This is a genomic window from Variovorax sp. 01N425 (genome assembly GCF_056399465.1).
On the sequence record NZ_JBFTRJ010000028.1, the window covers coordinates 32,960 to 49,478 of the forward strand.

The window sequence follows — 16,519 nt, forward strand, 5'->3', positions numbered from 1 at the left end:
GCGTCCGGCGCCTTCGACAAAGACCGGGTGCACGGGCTTGAAATGCCCGAACACCCATCCATCTTTGCCTGATCAATCAAAGGATATTCATGTCCGGTCATACCCCCCTGCCTGCCGACGCGATCGACCTGCCGCTGCTGCCGCTGCGCGACGTGGTCGTGTTCCCTCACATGGTGATCCCGCTGTTCGTGGGTCGCCCCAAGAGCATCAAGGCGCTCGAACTGGCCATGGAGGCCGAGCGCCGCATCATGCTGGTGGCCCAGAAGGCCGCCGCCAAGGACGAGCCCTCGGTCGAGGACATGTTCGAGGTGGGTTGCGTCTCGACCATCCTGCAGATGCTCAAGCTGCCTGACGGCACCGTGAAGGTGCTGGTCGAAGGCCAGCAGCGCGCCCGCGTGAACCGCATCGACGACGGCGAGACCCACTTCTCGGCCAACGTGACGCCCGTCGAGGCGGCCGCGAGCAGCGAGAAGGGCACCGAGGTCGAGGCGCTGCGCCGTGCCGTGATGCAGCAGTTCGACCAGTACGTCAAGCTCAACAAGAAGATCCCGCCCGAGATCCTCACGTCGATCTCCAGCATCGACGATCCGGGCCGCCTGGCCGACACCATCGCCGCGCACCTGCCGCTCAAGCTCGACAACAAGCAGGCCGTGCTCGACCTGGACGACGTCAAGTCGCGCCTGGAGAACCTGTTCGGCCAGCTCGAGCGCGAGGTCGACATCCTCAACGTCGACAAGAAGATCCGCGGCCGCGTGAAGCGCCAGATGGAAAAGAACCAGCGCGACTTCTATCTCAACGAGCAGGTCAAGGCGATCCAGAAGGAGCTCGGCGAAGGCGAAGAGGGCGCGGACATCGAGGAGATCGAGAAGAAGATCAAGCTCGCCAAGATGCCCAAGGAAGCGCTCAAGAAGGCCGAGGGCGAGCTCAAGAAGCTCAAGCTGATGTCGCCCATGTCGGCCGAGGCCACCGTGGTGCGCAACTACATCGACGTGCTGGTCGGCCTGCCCTGGAGCAAGAAGACCAAGATCAAGCACGACCTGGCCAATGCCGAGGCGGTGCTCAATGCCGACCACTACGGCCTGGAGAAGGTCAAGGACCGCATCCTCGAATATCTCGCGGTGCAGCAGCGCGTCGACAAGGTCAAGGCGCCCATCCTGTGCCTCGTGGGCCCGCCCGGCGTGGGCAAGACCTCGCTCGGGCAGTCGATCGCCAAGGCGACCGGCCGCAAGTACACCCGCATGGCGCTGGGCGGCATGCGCGACGAGGCCGAGATCCGCGGCCACCGCCGCACCTACATCGGCGCACTGCCGGGCAAGGTGCTGCAGGGGCTGAGCAAGATCGGCACGCGCAATCCGCTGTTCCTGCTCGACGAAATCGACAAGCTGGGCACCGACTTCCGCGGCGACCCGTCGAGTGCGCTGCTCGAGGTGCTCGACCCCGAGCAGAACCACACCTTCGGCGACCACTACGTCGAGGTCGACTTCGACCTGTCCGACGTGATGTTCGTCGCCACCTCGAACTCGATGAACATCCCGCCGGCGCTGCTCGACCGGATGGAAGTCATCCGCCTCTCGGGCTACACCGAGGACGAGAAGACCAACATCGCGATCAAGTACCTGCTGCCCAAGCAGATGAAGAACAACGGCGTCAAGGAAGACGAACTGCTCGTCACCGAAGAGGCCGTGCGCGGCATCGTGCGCTACTACACGCGCGAAGCCGGTGTGCGTTCGCTCGAGCGCGAGCTTTCCAAGATCTGCCGCAAGGTGGTCAAGGGCCTGCTGCTCAAGCAGATGACGCCCAAGGTCACGGTGGATGGCTCCAACCTCAACGACTTCCTGGGCGTGCGCAAGTACAGCTTCGGACTGGCCGAGAAGCAGAACCAGGTGGGCCAGGTGGTCGGCCTGGCCTGGACCGAGGTGGGCGGCGACCTGCTCACCATCGAGGCGGTCACCATGCCCGGCAAGGGCGTGATCAGCCGCACCGGATCGCTGGGCGACGTGATGAAGGAATCGGTCGAGGCCGCGCGCACCGTGGTGCGCAGCCGCTCGCGCCGCCTGGGCATCAAGGACGAGGTGTTCGAGAAGCGCGACATCCACATCCACGTGCCCGATGGCGCAACGCCCAAGGACGGCCCGAGCGCGGGTGCGGCCATGACCACGGCCTTCGTGTCGGCGCTCACGGGCATTCCCGTGCGTGCAGACGTTGCCATGACGGGCGAGATCACGCTGCGCGGCGAGGTCACGGCCATCGGCGGCCTGAAGGAAAAGCTGCTGGCCGCATTGCGCGGCGGCATCAAGACCGTGTTGATTCCCGAGGAAAACGCGAAGGACCTGCAGGACATTCCCGAGAACGTGAAGAACGGCCTCGAGATCGTGCCCGTGAAGTGGATCGACAAGGTCCTGGAGATCGCGCTCGAGAAGATGCCCGAGCCGCTGTCGGACGAGGAGGTTGCCGCCTCCGCGGCCGCCGTGGCCGAGCTGGCCAAGCAACGTGCGGGCACGCCGGCTTCAGAGGGTTCCGTCAAACATTGATCGGCAGAACTTGCCGAGCCCCGAAAAAATGTTCTATAATTCAAGGCTCGAAACGCGGGAATAGCTCAGTTGGTAGAGCGCAACCTTGCCAAGGTTGAGGTCGAGAGTTCGAGACTCTTTTCCCGCTCCAGTTTTGAAAAAGGGAAGCACTGCTTCCCTTTTTTTCGCGAATTCGATTTCGTTTTCAGCAGCGTGGCGCGATAGCAAAGCGGTTATGCAACGGATTGCAAATCCGTCTAGCCCGGTTCGACTCCGGGTCGCGCCTCCACCTTCTCCCTCTCTGATCAAGCTCGATCCGCCCTCCACCGAAAAAAACCAGCCCCGCCAACCTGCGTTGCCGGGGCCCGTTTCGTTTGGGTTATCGTCGATGTTCAACCCGAGGCCCGGATGGTGAAATTGGTAGACACATCGGACTTAAAATCCGCCGCTTCCTTAATCGGGGCATACGGGTTCGACCCCCGTTCCGGGCACCACATTTAGACAAGGGAGCACTCCATGCCTCGTTACAACGCTCCATTTGAAATCCATGTGCACGGCGACGTGCCCTTGCGCTCCGACGTCGGCTTCGACCAGATCCAGGAAGCGCTCAAGCCGCTGTGGGCCTACGCAGGCGCCAAGTCGCTGGCCGACGGCGCGACCAGCACCTACGAAGAAGAACCCGGCATCCGCTTCGAGCAGAAGGACCACATGCTCCAGATCTGCTGGACGGTGCCGGGCGACGAAGACTTTCGCCAGGCGCTCGACGAGATGTGCATGGCCCTGAACGAACTGTCCGAGCGCGGCGCCGCCATCGAGGTCACCTTCTACGACACCGACTTCGACGAAGAAGAGGGCGACCCCGACGAAGAGTCGCGCGACGATTTCCTGATGCTGTTCGTCGGCCCCAACCCGGCCGCGATCATGCAGGTGCAGCGCGACCTGCTGGTGGAAGACGTCGTCAACCTGATGGAGCGCCACTTCGATGGCGCCGAGCTCGGCGGCGTGGTGTCCGAGATCGACCGCCTTTTCAGCGACCGCTTCGATGCGCTCGTGAATTCGCTCGAGATCGGCAAGCGCCCGCGGGGCACGGGCGGCAGTGGCAGCGGCGGTGGGCATGGCGGCGGCCGCCGCCCGCGCCACCTGCACTGATCCGATCGGGCCAAGGCTGCGTCCGGCGCCCGGTCGATCATCCGTCGCCGCATGGCGCTGTTTCCGTCATCTGCCCTGAACGCCGGCGTGCGCAAGCGCGAGGTGTTCGGCTGGGCCATGTACGACTTTGCGAATTCCGGCTACACCACGGTCGTCATCACGGCCGTGTTTGCCGCCTACTTCGTGGGCGGCATCGCCAAGGGGGCGCCGTGGGCCGCATTCGCCTGGACTGCGGCGCTCAGCGCGTCCTATGCCGTCGTCATGCTTTCGATGCCCGCGATCGGCGCCTGGGCCGACCGGCGTGCCGCCAAGAAGCGCGTGCTCGCCGTGGCGACGCTGGGCTGCGTACTTGCCACGGCGGCGCTCGCATTCACGCCGAGGTTCTCGGGGGCCATGGGCGTTGCGGTTGCGATGGCGCTGATCATCGTCTCCAACACCTTCTATTCCTACGGCGAGTCGCTGACCGGCGCCTTCCTGCCTGAACTCGCGACCGCCGAGGGCATGGGCAAGGTCAGCGGATGGGGCTGGAGCTTCGGCTACGTCGGCGGCATGCTGGCGCTCGGGCTGTGCCTGGCCTACGTGCTGTCGGCCCAGGCCAAAGGCCTGCCTGCATCGCATTTCGTCCCGGTCACGATGCTGATCACCGCGGCCATCTACGGCGCAGCCGCCTGCGCCACCTTCGCGCTCCTGCCCGAGCGTGCGCAGCCCCGTGCGGCCGGCAGCGCAGTGGGCGCATGGCAGCAATTGCGCGCCACCTTCGGGCAGGCCCGCGCCTACCGCGATTTCATGCAGCTGCTGGTCTGCACCGTCTGCTACCAGGGCGGCGTGGCAGTGGCCATCACGCTCGCCGCCATCTATGCCGAGCAGGTCATCGGCTTCGTGGCGAGCGAGACCATGGTGCTGATCTTCGTGCTCAACATCGCGGCCGCTGTCGGCGCCTTCGGCTTCGGCTACGTGCAGGACCGCATCGGCCACAAGATCTCGCTGGCCGGCACGCTGGTGGCCTGGATCGCGGTCTGCGTGATTGCCGCGATGGCGACCACCAAGGGCACCTTCTGGTGGGCCGCCGCCATTGCAGGGCTTGCGATGGGCTCGAGCCAGTCGGCCGGCCGCGCGATGACGGGCTTCCTGGCGCCGCCGCGGCAGCTTGCGGAGTTCTTCGGGCTCTGGACCTTTGCCACGCGGCTCGCGGGCATCATCGGTCCGCTGATGTTCGGCGCCATCACCTGGGCCGCGGGCGGCAACCAGCGCATTGCGATTCTCTCGACCGCGGCGCTGTTCATTGCGGGGCTGCTGCTGTTGCTGCCGATCGACATGGCGCGCGGCAGGGCGGCCGCGCTGCGCGGCGCCTGAACCGGCCGGCTCAGGGCGGCTGCTGGCGCAGCGACTTGGGCACGCGGTAGCGCTCGCCGTCGTAGCGCAGCGTCACGGCATTGAAGCGCGCGGGCATGGCCTTCTCGGTGCAGCTCTGGTCTTCCTGCATCTGCGCGCGGCCCTGCACCAGCGTGCGCGACAGCTGCAGATCGGCATAGCCGTTGCTCGCCGACTTGCCGACCGAAAGCATGGTGCGAAGCTGCTCGAAGCGGCCGGTGCAACTGCTGTCCCATTCGCCGCTGTCGTGGTCGAGCTCGACTTCCTGCAGCACCTCGCGCAGCTTGCTGCCGTGGTGCACGTAGAGGCGGATGGTTTCGCTGGCCACCGTGCTGCCCGGCGCCGTGCCCCGGTAGCGCACGCGCAGCCCGAAGGCGCGCGTGTCGGACGACAGCACGTAGCGCGAGGTGTCGATGCGGATGTCCTGGATGGCGGTGGCGGCGTCTTCGTCGAGCGCCTCGGGCTGGAAGATGCGGCCGATCACCGTGTCGCGCTCGGTGTTGCCGTTGTCGGGCCGCTGGATCAGCAGCAGCTCCAGGTCGAAGACCTTGGCGCCCGTGCTGCTGGTTTCGCGCGGCACGGGCAGCACCACGATGCTGCGGCCCGGAAAGGCGGGCCAGGGCTTGCAGGCGGCCAGGCGCTCGTCGAGCGGGCGGTTCGGATGGAGCTTGGCATGCATGCGCTCGGCAAGGCCGCTCTCGCAGGCCGCATGGCCGAGGCCTGCTGCCGAGAGGCCGAGCAGCAGCAGGGCGCAGCGCAAGAGACGAAGACGCATGTTGTTGTCGGATCGGCTTCAGGCAGCGGTTGCGGCAGCAGCCGGAGCAGCTTGGGGCTGTTGCAGCCAGTGCGCAGCGGCGGCTTCGAGCACGGCGGCGTCGCCGCTGCCCTGCAGGACCAGCCCGCCTTCGCCGCTGGGCGCGAGGCGGCCGAGCGAAGCCAGCACGCGCCGGGCCTGCTGCGCGACCGGCGCGCCGGTGTCGATGAAGCGCAGCGCGGGCGGCGCATGGCGCTGAAGTTCATTTTTCACGAGTGGGTAGTGGGTGCAGCCGAGCACCACGGTATCGACCTGGCCGGGTCCATCGCCGAGGGGGCCGGCTTCGGCCATGTAGCGGGCGCAGAGTTCGGTGATGGCCGCGGTGTCGAAGCCCTCGATCGCCTTCACGAGCCCGTCGCAGGGCACGGCGCGCACATTGGCTGTTCCTGCGAAGGAGTCGCGCAGCGCCGCGTATTTGGCGCTGGCCAGCGTTCCGCGCGTGGCCATCACCGCGATGTGGCCGGTGCGGCTGGTCGCCACGGCGGGCTTGAGCGCAGGCTCCAGGCCGACGATGGGCAAGGCCGGATGCTCGGCGCGCAGCAGGTGGATCGCGGCCGTGGTGGCCGTGTTGCAGGCCACCACCAGCGCCTTGATGCCGTGCTCGGCCATCAGTTGCTCCGCCACCTTGCGCGAGCGCTCGATCACGTAGGCATCGCCGCGTTCGCCATAGGGCGCGAACGCGGTGTCGGCAAAGTACACGAAGCGCTCGTGCGGCAGCTCGGCGCGCAGCGCGGCCAGCACGCTGAGCCCGCCGACGCCGCTGTCGAAGACGCCGACCGGGTGGTTCAAGCCTCTTCCATCATGATGGTCTTGAACTCGCCGCTCGCAATGCGCTTCTGCCACTCGGCCGGGCCGGTGATGTGCGCGCTGGTGCCGCCGGCATCGACCGCCACCGTCACCGGCATGTCGACCACGTCGAATTCATAGATGGCTTCCATGCCCAGGTCCTCGAAGCCCACCACCTTGGCGGTCTTGATCGCCTTGCTCACGAGGTAAGCGGCGCCGCCCACGGCCATGAGGTAGGCGCTCTTGTGCTTCTTGATGGCATCGATGGCAACCGGGCCGCGCTCGGCCTTGCCGATCATCGCGATCAGGCCGGTCTGGGCCAGCATCATCTCGGTGAAGCCGTCCATGCGCGTGGCGGTGGTCGGGCCGGCCGGGCCCACGGCCTCGCCGCCCACCGGATCGACCGGGCCGACGTAGTAGATGACGCGGTTGGTGAAATCGACTGGCAGCTTCTCGCCCTTGGCCAGCATGTCCTGGATGCGCTTGTGCGCGGCATCGCGGCCGGTGAGCATCTTGCCGTTGAGCAGCAGTGTGTCTCCGGGCTTCCAGCTGGCCACTTCGGCGGGCGTGAGCTTGTCGAGGTCGACGCGCTTGCTCTTCTTTTCGTCGGGTGCCCAGTTGACGTCGGGCCAGAGGTCGAGCGAGGGCGGGTCGAGGTAGACCGCGCCGCTGCCGTCCATCACGAAGTGCGCATGCCGCGTGGCCGCGCAGTTGGGGATCATTGCCACGGGCTTGCTGGCCGCGTGCGTCGGATACATCTTGATCTTGATGTCCAGCACGGTGGCCAGGCCGCCCAGGCCTTGCGCGCCGATGCCCAGCGCATTGACCTTCTCGTACAGCTCGATGCGCAGCGCCTCGACCTTGCTCAGTTCCGCGCCCGAGGCCTTCTTGGCCTGCAGCTCGTGCATGTCGAGGTCGTCCATCAGGCTTTCCTTGGCCATCAGCGCGGCCTTCTCGGCCGTGCCGCCGATGCCGATGCCCAGCATGCCCGGCGGGCACCAGCCGGCGCCCATGGTCGGCACGGTCTTGAGCACCCAGTCGACCACGCTGTCGCCGGGGTTCAGCATCACGAGCTTGCTCTTGTTCTCGCTGCCGCCGCCCTTGGCTGCGACCGTCACCTCGACGGTGTTGCCCGGGACGATCTCGGTGAAGATCACCGCGGGCGTGTTGTCCTTGGTGTTCTTGCGGTCGAACTGCGGATCGGCCACGACCGAGGCGCGCAGCGTGTTGTCGGGATGGTTGTAGCCGCGGCGCACGCCTTCGTTGATGGCGTCGTCCAGGCTGCCGGTGAAGCCGCCCCAGCGCACGTCCATGCCCACCTTGAGGAACACGTTGACGATGCCGGTGTCCTGGCAGATCGGGCGGTGGCCCGTGGCGCTCATCTTGCTGTTGGTGAGGATCTGCGCGATGGCGTCCTTGGCGGCGGGGCTTTGCTCGCGCTCGTAGGCCTTGGCCAAGTGGGCGATGTAGTCGGCGGGATGGTAGTAGCTGATGTACTGCAGCGCGGCGCTGATCGATTCGATCAGGTCGGCCTGCTGGATCGTGGTCGTCATGGTGGGGGGTGTTTTTTGGAGTGTGGAAACGCCCCCCGATTATCTCAGCCGCCGCGTTCTACCTTGCGGCGGCCCGGGCTTGCTCGATCCAGCCATCGAACAGCGGCCGGTGCGCCCGGATCCAGCCGTCAGTGTGGCGCTCCAGGTCTTGCTGCGTGTTGGCGCCCTGGCTCATGCGCAGGTTCTGGGCGTTGATGTCGCCGATCGGCAGTTTCATCACCTCGAACAGCCGGCCGGCGGCCGGGTTTTTCTCGACGAAGGCCCGGTTGGCGACGATCTGCTCCTGGTTGGCCTGGAAGCCGTAGTTCTTGCCGTTGGGAAGCTGCGTGTCCGCGTTGCCGCCCTGGGAGGACGAGAAGGGCACCTGCAGCCACACCACGTCCGCACCGGGCCGCAGCACCGCGCTGACCCAGTAGGGCGTCCAGGTGTAGTACAGCACCGGCTTGTCCTGCTTGAAGCGGGCGATGGTGTCGGCCATCAGCGCGGCATAGCTGCCCTGCTTGTGCGTGACGGTGTCGCGCAGCTGGTAGGCCGTCAGGTGGTTCTCGATCGCCAGTTCGCAGCCCCAGCCGGGGTTGCAGCCCGTCAGGTCGGCCTTGCCGTCGCCGTCGGCATCGAACAGCCTGGCGATGGCCGGGTCTTTCAGCTGCGCGATGCTGCGGATGTTGTACTGCTCGGCCGTCTTGCGGTCGATCAGGTAGCCCTGCACCGCGCCGTCCGAGTACACGCCCTTGCGCCACAGCTTGGCGTCGCCGCCGCTGTTCTTGTAGAAGTCGGCGTGCAGCAGGCTCCAGTGGTTGGCCATGAAGGTGGCGTCGCCATTGGCGATGGCCAGGTGCTCGGTGGCGGGTTCGAGGTCCTTCATGGGCTCCACCGTGTAGCCGAGCTTCTCGAGCGCGCGCATCACGAGCAGCGTCTGGAACGCCTCTTCGGCGAGCGAGCTCTTGAGCGGCTGCACGGTGACGCCCTGGCCGGGCAGGTCATTGGCGGCCTGTGCGCCCATGCCGAAGGCGGCGAAACCGAGGGCCAGCAGGCCGCGGGCAAGGATGAGACGGGTTCTTTTCTTCATGCGTTGATTTCCTGCGTGACGGCTCATTGCGCTTGCGTGGCGAGGGCGGGAACGGGCTCGTTCGCACCGTCACCGCGGGGCGGCGTACCCACGAGGCGCTGCAGCAGGCGCAGCGCCAGGCCGGCCGGCCCGGTGTGCCACCAGCGGCGCCCGGCGCTGCGGCGCGACTTGCCCATGGCCTGCGTGAGCCGGTCGAGCGAGATCGCCAGCAGCACGATGCCCAGGCCGCCCACGGTCGCGAGGCCCATGTCGAGCCGGCCGATGCCGCGCAGCACCATCTGGCCCAGGCCGCCGACGGCGATCATCGAGGCGATCACCACCATCGACAGCGACAGCATCAGCGCCTGGTTGATGCCCGCCATGATCGAAGGCATGGCCAGCGGCAGCTGCACCTTCACGAGCATCTGCCAGGGCGAGGCGCCGTAGGCGCGCGCGGCCTCGATCAGGTCGGGCCGCACCTGGCGCAGGCCCAGGTTGGTCAGGCGCACCAGCGGCGCCAGCGCGAAGATGATGGTCACGATCACGCCCGGCACGTTGCCGATGCCGAACAGCATCACCACCGGCACCAGGTAGACGAAGGCGGGCGTGGTCTGCATCGCGTCGAGCACCGGGCGCATGAGGCGCTGCGCGCGGTCGCTGCTGGCCAGCAGCACGCCGAGCGGCAGGCCGATGATCATGCAGAACACCAGCGAGGTCAGCACCAGCGACAGCGTCACCATCGCCTCGGGCCAGATGCCCAGCATGGCCACGAGCAGCAGCGCCGCCGTGGTGCCGATGGCCAGCGCACGGCCGGCGAACTGCCAGGCGAAGAGGCCGATCAGCGCGATCATCGCGAGCGTCGGCAGGCCGGTCAGCAGGCCCTGGACCCAGTTCAGCGTGCTGTCGATGGGCAGGCGCAGGGTCTGGAAGAAGGGGCGGAAATGCTCGACCACCCAGCCGAGGCCCTGGTTGATCCAGGATTCGACGGGCAGGGAGCCGTCCCACAGGCGGTGCAGCTGCAAGCCGCTGGCCGTGGCATCGGCCGAGCCGGCCAGCTGGTGGGCCGCGTCGGCGGGCGCATCGAGCCAGGCGCTGGTGGCCGAGGTGTCGGGCGCGGCAGAGAGCGCTTCCCACGGATCGGCGAAGGCGGGAGTTGCGGGCGTGCTCAGGTCGGAAGGAAGTGTGTTGTCGTTCATCGTTCAGGGGGCCTTCGTGAATTCTTCAGTGCGGCTCGGCGGCGAGCGCGGGTGCGGCGTTGGGCAGGACGGGCTCGATCGGCGGCGTGTCGCGGTCGAGGAACTTGAGCAGCGTCGTCTTGCTGATCGCACCGCAGAAGCGGCCATCGTTCGCCACCACCGGCAGCGCGCACGGCGCCTGCGCGAGCTGGCCGATCAGGCCTGCCACCGGGGCTTCGGCATCGATGCGCGGCAGGTCGCCAATGAATGCGTGCTGCAGCCCCAGCGAGCCTGAATGCCCGTCGAGCGCGCCGCGCAGCGTGTCCGCCGACACCACGCCGAGGAAGCGCTTGTTCGGGCTCGTCACGTAGGCGAAGTCGCGGTCCTGGTCTTCGAGCAGCTTGAGCGCCGCGCGCGCACCGCGCTCGGGGTGCTCGCACACCACCGTGAGCGACTTGCGCGCGATGTCCGCCGCCTTGAACACAGCCGCCGCATCGACGCCGCGCACGAAGCTGCGCACGTAGTCGTCGGCCGGGCTGCGCAGGATCTCGTCGGGCGTGCCGACCTGGATCACCTGGCCGTCCTTCATGATCGCGATGCGGTCGCCGATGCGCATGGCCTCGTCGAGGTCGTGCGAGATGAAGACGATGGTGCGCCGCTGCTCCTTCTGCAGCCGCAGCAGCTCCGACTGCATCTCGGTGCGGATGATCGGGTCGAGCGCCGAGAAGGCCTCGTCCATCAAGAGGATCGACGGGTCCGAGGCCAGCGCGCGCGCCAGGCCCACGCGCTGCTGCATGCCGCCCGAGAGCTCGTCGGGATAGCTGTCGCCCCAGCCCGCGAGGCCCACCTGCGCGAGCGCCAGGTCGGCCTGCGCGAGGCGTTCCTTCTTGCTCGTGCCCGACAGTTCGAGGCCGAAGGCGGTGTTCTCGCGCACCGTCATGTGCGGCATCAGCGCGAAGGACTGGAACACCATGCTGATGTCCTTGCGGCGCAGCGCGCGCAGCCTGGCGTCGGAGTGCTCGTTGATGTCCGCGCCGTCGATCACGATGCGGCCTGCGGTCGGCTCGATCAGCCGGTTCAGCAGGCGCACCAACGTCGACTTGCCCGAACCCGAGAGGCCCATGATGACGAAGATCTCGCCGGCCTGGATCTCGAAGGTGGCATCGAACACGCCGATCGACTGGCCCGTTTGCGCAAGGATCTCCTTCTTCGAAAAACCTTGGCGCACGAGTTCGAGCGCCTGTTCGGGCGCGTCGCCGAACACCTTGAAGACATGGTCGATGAGAATTCCTTTGGCCATACGCCGGGGCTCCTTGTGTGAAGGTTGGACACAGCGCCGCTGCGACAAAGCGCGAAGCGGCAACGGTCACGCCATCAGCCGACAGGCTGCGAACACAGAGCGCGAGCGAACGCGTGCAATGGCCCGGCGAGCCCTGGAGGCTGCCGACAGGCACTGAAGACGACGTGGCGACGAAACCAGTGCCCGCCGAAAGGTGGCGTGGCAGTGGGGCCGGAACGATCCGGCCGGTTCGCCGGACAGGGCCCGGCGGGGAGAACCTCGCACCGCGACGGGATTCGGAGATCCGCGAGTAGTGCAGGGCCGACCAACCATGATTTACATGACTTGTTGGTCGTCTGAAGCCCACGATTATAACTTTTTGACATGACGCGAGTCAACCCGACGGGCGTAACGTGATGTCGGCGGCGGCTCAATGGCCCCGTCAGATGCGAGCTATTCTTGTTGGCCGATACTCGGGCCCGCGCCCGATCAGGCGGCGCGACCATCCATGACTGCGGAGTTTTTCTCATGACGACTTCCCCCAAGACCCGTGCCGAGCGCGATACCTTCGGACCGATCGACGTGCCGGCCGACAAGCTGTGGGGTGCGCAGACGCAGCGCTCGCTGCAGAACTTCGACATCTCCGGCGAGCAGCAGCCGCGCGAGATCATCAAGGCGCTGGCGCAGGTCAAGCGCGCCTCGGCCGTGGTCAACCACGCGCTGGGCCTGCAGGACGAGAAAAAAACCAAGGCCATCGTGGCCGCGGCCGACGAGGTCATTGCCGGCAAGCATCCGGGCGAGTTTCCGCTGGTGGTCTGGCAGACCGGCTCGGGCACGCAGACCAACATGAACGTCAACGAGGTGCTGGCCAACCGCGCGAGCGAACTGCTCGGCGGCGAGCGCGGGGAAGGGCGCCTCGTGCACCCGAACGACGACGTGAACCGCAGCCAGTCGAGCAACGACGTGTTCCCCACCGCCATGCACGTGGCGGCCGTCGAGGCCATCACGCACAAGCTGCTGCCGGCCATCGCCAGGCTGCGCAGCACGCTCGAGCAGAAGTCGAAGGACTTTGCCGACATCGTGAAGATCGGCCGCACCCACCTGCAGGACGCCACGCCGCTCACGCTGGGCCAGGAGTTCTCGGGCTATGTGGCGCAGCTCGCGCATGGCGAGGCGCATGTGCGCGCCGCGCTGCCGCACCTGTGCGAACTGGCGCTGGGCGGCACGGCCGTCGGCACCGGGCTCAATGCGCCCAAGGGCTATGCCGAGCAGGTGGCGGCCGAGCTGGCCAAGCTCACGGGCCTGCCGTTCGTGACCGCGCCCAACAAGTTCGAAGCCATGGCCAGCGTCGATGCGCTGGTGCATGCCCACGGCGCGCTCAAGACACTTGCCGCCAGCATGAACAAGATTGCCAACGACGTGCGCTGGCTCGCGAGCGGCCCGCGCAGCGGCATCGGCGAACTCAGCATTCCAGAGAACGAACCGGGCTCTTCGATCATGCCGGGCAAGGTCAACCCGACACAGAGCGAAGCCGTCACGATGCTGGCCGCGCAGGTGTTCGGCAACGACGTGGCCATCAACATCGGCGGCGCCTCGGGCAACTTCGAACTGAATGTGTTCCGCCCGATGGTGGCGCACAACTTCCTGCAGAGCGTGCGCCTGCTGGCCGACGGCATGGTGAGCTTCAACGACCACTGCGCCGTGGGCATCGAGCCGAACCGCGAACGCATCACCGAGCTGGTGCAGCGTTCGCTGATGCTGGTGACGGCGCTCAACACGCACATCGGCTACGACAAGTCGGCCTACATCGCGAAGAAGGCGCACAAGGAAGGCACCAGCCTGCGCGAGGCCGCGATTGCTTCGGGCCACCTCACGGCCGAGCAGTTCGACCAGTGGGTGGTGCCGGAGAACATGACCGGCCGTTGATCAGTACCCGATGGTGTAGCGCTGGCGCGAGTGCGCCGGTTTTTCGAGCTCGTCGATGAACGCGATCGCGTAGTCCTCGAAGGTGATCCAGCTGCGCCCCTCGGCGCTCACGAGCAGGTCGTCCTTGCCCAGGCGGAACTTGCCCGTGCGCTCGCCTTCGACGAACTCGGCCGAGGGCGAGAGAAAAGTCCAGTCGAGTTCCTTCTCGTTGCGCAGCGCCTCCAGGAACACGCCGCCGGCTGTGGCCTCGGCCTTGTAGGCCTCGGGGAAGTTCGGCGTGTCGATCACCTTCAGGCCCGGCGCCGCGAACAGGCTGCCGGCGCCGCCGACCACCAGCAGGCGCTTCACGCCTGCGCGCTTGGCCGGCTCGATGATGGCCGCGGGCGGCACGGTGGAGAAGTGCGCGGCGCTGAAGACGGCGTCGTGGCCGGCCAGTGCCTTTTCGAGCGCGGCGCTGTCGAGCACGTCGAGGTCGATGGCCTTCACGTTGGTGCGGCCCGAGAGTTTTTCGCTCGCCTTGCGCGCGATGGCCGTCACGGTGTGGCCGCGGCGCAGGGCCTCTTCGAGAAGGCGGCCGCCGGCGCGTCCGGTGGCGCCGATGATGGCGATGTGGCTCATTGGATGGCTCCAGAAAGTGGTTGGGATGAAGCGCATCTTAGGTTTCTGCTTTCGAAAGAAATACCTCGAATTGCGCGCTTGTTTATTCCTAAAATCGTTCGAATGGACCGATTGAATGCAATGCGCGTGTTCGTCACCGTGGTGGATTCGGGCAGCCTTTCGGCCGCGGCCGACAAGCTCGACCTCTCGCGCCCGGTGGTCACGCGCTACGTGGCCGAACTCGAGCAATGGACGGGTGCGCGCCTCTTGCACCGCACGACGCGCCGGCTGAGCCTCACGGCGGCGGGCGAGGAACTGCTGCCGCGCTGCCGCCAGGTGCTCGAGCTCGCGGGCGACATGCAGGAGGCCGTGCGGCAGCCGGCCGAGGCGCCGCGCGGCCAGCTGCGCATCACGGCCAGCACCTCGTTCGCACAGGCGCAGCTGGCCGATGCCGTGGCCGACTACGTGCGGCTCCATCCCGGCGTGGCGGTCGACCTGGTGCTGCTGGACCGGGCGGTGAACCTGGTGGACGAGCGCATCGACCTGGCGATCCGCGTGGCGGTGGAGATCGATCCCAACCTGATTGCGCGGCGGCTCACCGATTGCCGCTCGGTGGTGTGCGCATCACCCGGCTACCTGAAGGAGCACGGGCAGCCGCTGCGCGTGGAGGAGCTGGCCCAGCGCAACTGCCTCACGCACTCGTACTTCGGGCGCAGCCTCTGGAATTTCACGCGCAGGGAAGACGGCACGCCCGTGTCGGTGGCCGTGGGCGGCAACGTGTCGACCAACGATGCCGCGAGCCTGATGCACCTGGCGCGGGCCGGGGCCGGCATCGCGATGCTGCCGACCTACCTGACCGCCGGCCTGCTGCAGGCCGGCGAACTGGTGCGGCTGTTCCCGGAGTTCGAGCCGCAGGTGGTCGGCATGTATGCGGTGTATGCCTCGCGCAAGCACATGCCGGCCACGCTGCGCACAATGCTCGACTTTCTTGCCAGGCGTTTTACCGGCGTGCCCGCCTGGGACCTGCCGCAGGCAGGCCCGGCGCTCAGTGCGAACCGCCGCCCTGCGGCACGGCGGGCGCCATGAGCCTGTCGGTGTAGGCGATGGCCATGGCCGAGAACAGGAAGGCGATGTGGATCACGGTCTGCGCAATCAGCACGCGGTCGGTGTAGTTGTCCGCGTTGATGAAGGTCTTCAGCAGGTGGATCGAGCTGATGCCGATGATGGCGGTGGCCAGCTTGACCTTGAGCACCGAGGCGTTCACATGGCTCAGCCACTCGGGCTGGTCGCGGTGGCCTTCGAGGTCCATGCGGCTCACGAAGGTTTCGTAGCCGCCCACGATCACCATGATCAGCAGGTTGGAGATCATCACCACGTCGATCAGCGCCAGCACCACCAGCATGATCACTGTTTCGTTGAGCGTGCCCACCGGCGCGGTGGTCTTGTAGCCGATGCTGGTGATCAGCGCCTGCAGCGCGTCCTTGCTGCCGAAGGCCGCCTCCACCAGGTGCAGCAGCTCGACCAGGAAGTGCACCACGTACACCGCCTGCGCCACGATCAGCCCCAGGTAGAGCGGCAGCTGCAGCCAGCGGCTCGCGAAAATCAGCTTGGGCAGCGGCCGCAGCGGCGAGCCGCGGGCTGGAACAGGCGTATTCGGGCGGTCGAAGGATTCGGGTGCGGACATGGAGAGGATGGTTGGAAACGACCGGCGATTCTAGAGGTGCCCCCATGTCCGACTCGTGATAACCCTGCGAACTAACATCGCAACCGTCAGTGGCCCGTAAGTGGGCCCGCCGACATTACGGCCGCACCTAGATCAAGGAGACAAGAAAATGAGCAGCAGCGCATCGAAGAACATCGAATCCGTCCTGGTCGAGAACCGCGTGTTCCCCCCCGACGCCCGCGCCAGCGCTGGCGCGCGCATTGCCGGCATGGCCGCCTACGAGGCCCTGTGCCAGGAGGCCGAACAGGACTTCGAAGGCTTCTGGAGCCGCCTGGCGCGCGAGAACCTGAGCTGGACCCAACCCTTCACGAAGACACTCGACGAATCCAACGCCCCCTTCTACCAATGGTTCGGCGACGGCGAACTCAACGCCAGCGCCAACTGCCTGGACCGCCACATCGGCACCCCCGTCGAACACAAGACCGCCATCGTCTTCGAAGCCGACGACGGCGCCGTCACCCGCGTCAGCTACAAGGAACTGCTCGCCCGCGTGAGCCAGTTCGCCAACGCCCTGAAGGCCGCCGGCATCGGCAAGGGCGACCGCGTCATCATCTACATGCCCATGACCATCGAGGGCGTGGTCGCCAT

The 16,519-nt window shown here is 66.9% G+C and carries 14 protein-coding genes and 3 tRNA genes; 9 read left to right on the forward strand and 8 right to left on the reverse strand.

Going from position 1 to position 16,519, the window contains the following annotated elements; genetic code table 11:
- Positions 1 to 89: 89 nt before the first annotated feature.
- From lon to AC1DSC_RS31200, 6 genes are all read left to right on the forward strand, one after another.
- Positions 90 to 2,531 carry an endopeptidase La gene (gene lon, locus AC1DSC_RS31175; protein ID WP_012747622.1) on the forward strand — a complete coding sequence of 814 codons (2,442 nt, stop codon included), beginning with the start codon at positions 90 to 92 and terminating at the stop codon, positions 2,529 to 2,531.
- A gap of 54 nt (positions 2,532 to 2,585) precedes the next feature.
- Positions 2,586 to 2,661, forward strand: a tRNA-Gly gene (locus AC1DSC_RS31180).
- 64 nt (positions 2,662 to 2,725) lie between these two features.
- Positions 2,726 to 2,799 (forward strand) — tRNA-Cys (locus AC1DSC_RS31185).
- A gap of 113 nt (positions 2,800 to 2,912) precedes the next feature.
- Positions 2,913 to 3,004, forward strand: a tRNA-Leu gene (locus AC1DSC_RS31190).
- A gap of 22 nt (positions 3,005 to 3,026) precedes the next feature.
- The gene (locus AC1DSC_RS31195; protein ID WP_012747623.1) at positions 3,027 to 3,659 is read left to right on the forward strand and encodes a DUF6806 family protein; all 633 of its coding nucleotides are present in this window, start codon (positions 3,027 to 3,029) and stop codon (positions 3,657 to 3,659) included.
- A 51-nt stretch (positions 3,660 to 3,710) separates the two neighbouring features.
- Positions 3,711 to 5,012: an MFS transporter gene (locus AC1DSC_RS31200; protein WP_012747624.1), complete on the forward strand. Its 1,302-nt coding sequence runs from the start codon at positions 3,711 to 3,713 to the stop codon at positions 5,010 to 5,012.
- 10 nt (positions 5,013 to 5,022) lie between these two features.
- Here AC1DSC_RS31200 and AC1DSC_RS31205 read toward each other — a convergent pair whose 3' ends face one another.
- Genes AC1DSC_RS31205 through proV form a run of 6 tightly spaced genes read right to left on the reverse strand, consistent with a single transcriptional unit; the run spans position 5,023 to position 11,706 of the window.
- Complete coding sequence (locus AC1DSC_RS31205) at positions 5,023 to 5,805, reverse strand: PA3715 family protein (protein WP_012747625.1); 783 nt, start codon at positions 5,803 to 5,805, stop codon at positions 5,023 to 5,025.
- 18 nt (positions 5,806 to 5,823) lie between these two features.
- Positions 5,824 to 6,633 carry a glutamate racemase gene (murI, locus tag AC1DSC_RS31210; protein WP_012747626.1) on the reverse strand — a complete coding sequence of 270 codons (810 nt, stop codon included), beginning with the start codon at positions 6,631 to 6,633 and terminating at the stop codon, positions 5,824 to 5,826.
- Positions 6,630 to 8,183: a fumarate hydratase gene (locus tag AC1DSC_RS31215; protein WP_012747627.1), complete on the reverse strand. Its 1,554-nt coding sequence runs from the start codon at positions 8,181 to 8,183 to the stop codon at positions 6,630 to 6,632. Before AC1DSC_RS31215 ends, murI begins: the two co-directional genes overlap by 4 nt.
- A 58-nt stretch (positions 8,184 to 8,241) precedes the next feature.
- Positions 8,242 to 9,252 carry a glycine betaine/L-proline ABC transporter substrate-binding protein ProX gene (gene proX / locus AC1DSC_RS31220; protein WP_012747628.1) on the reverse strand — a complete coding sequence of 337 codons (1,011 nt, stop codon included), beginning with the start codon at positions 9,250 to 9,252 and terminating at the stop codon, positions 8,242 to 8,244.
- 23 nt (positions 9,253 to 9,275) lie between these two features.
- Positions 9,276 to 10,427 carry a glycine betaine/L-proline ABC transporter permease ProW gene (gene proW, locus AC1DSC_RS31225; protein WP_012747629.1) on the reverse strand — a complete coding sequence of 384 codons (1,152 nt, stop codon included), beginning with the start codon at positions 10,425 to 10,427 and terminating at the stop codon, positions 9,276 to 9,278.
- A gap of 25 nt (positions 10,428 to 10,452) precedes the next feature.
- Complete coding sequence (gene proV, locus AC1DSC_RS31230; RefSeq protein WP_012747630.1) at positions 10,453 to 11,706, reverse strand: glycine betaine/L-proline ABC transporter ATP-binding protein ProV; 1,254 nt, start codon at positions 11,704 to 11,706, stop codon at positions 10,453 to 10,455.
- Between the two features lie 507 nt (positions 11,707 to 12,213).
- Between proV and fumC the strand changes: the two genes are divergently transcribed.
- Positions 12,214 to 13,611 carry a class II fumarate hydratase gene (gene fumC / locus AC1DSC_RS31235; protein ID WP_012747631.1) on the forward strand — a complete coding sequence of 466 codons (1,398 nt, stop codon included), beginning with the start codon at positions 12,214 to 12,216 and terminating at the stop codon, positions 13,609 to 13,611.
- Here the strand turns inward: fumC and AC1DSC_RS31240 are convergent, their stop codons facing one another.
- On the reverse strand, positions 13,612 to 14,229 hold the full coding sequence (locus tag AC1DSC_RS31240; RefSeq protein WP_012747632.1) for an NAD(P)-dependent oxidoreductase: 618 nt from the start codon (positions 14,227 to 14,229) through the stop codon (positions 13,612 to 13,614).
- A gap of 102 nt (positions 14,230 to 14,331) precedes the next feature.
- Here AC1DSC_RS31240 and AC1DSC_RS31245 point away from each other — a divergent pair, with 102 nt between their 5' ends.
- Positions 14,332 to 15,294, forward strand: coding sequence for a LysR family transcriptional regulator (locus AC1DSC_RS31245; protein ID WP_012747633.1), 963 nt, complete (start codon positions 14,332 to 14,334; stop codon positions 15,292 to 15,294).
- Here the strand turns inward: AC1DSC_RS31245 and AC1DSC_RS31250 are convergent.
- A complete protein-coding gene (locus AC1DSC_RS31250; RefSeq protein ID WP_012747634.1) occupies positions 15,254 to 15,892 on the reverse strand; it encodes a YqhA family protein in 639 nt (212 codons plus the stop codon). The genes AC1DSC_RS31245 and AC1DSC_RS31250 overlap by 41 nt on opposite strands.
- Positions 15,893 to 16,040: 148 nt before the next feature.
- Between AC1DSC_RS31250 and AC1DSC_RS31255 the strand changes: the two genes are divergently transcribed.
- Positions 16,041 to 16,519, forward strand: a 479-nt coding sequence (locus tag AC1DSC_RS31255) for an acetyl-coenzyme A synthetase N-terminal domain-containing protein (protein WP_478131998.1), incomplete at its 3' end; no start/stop codon positions are given.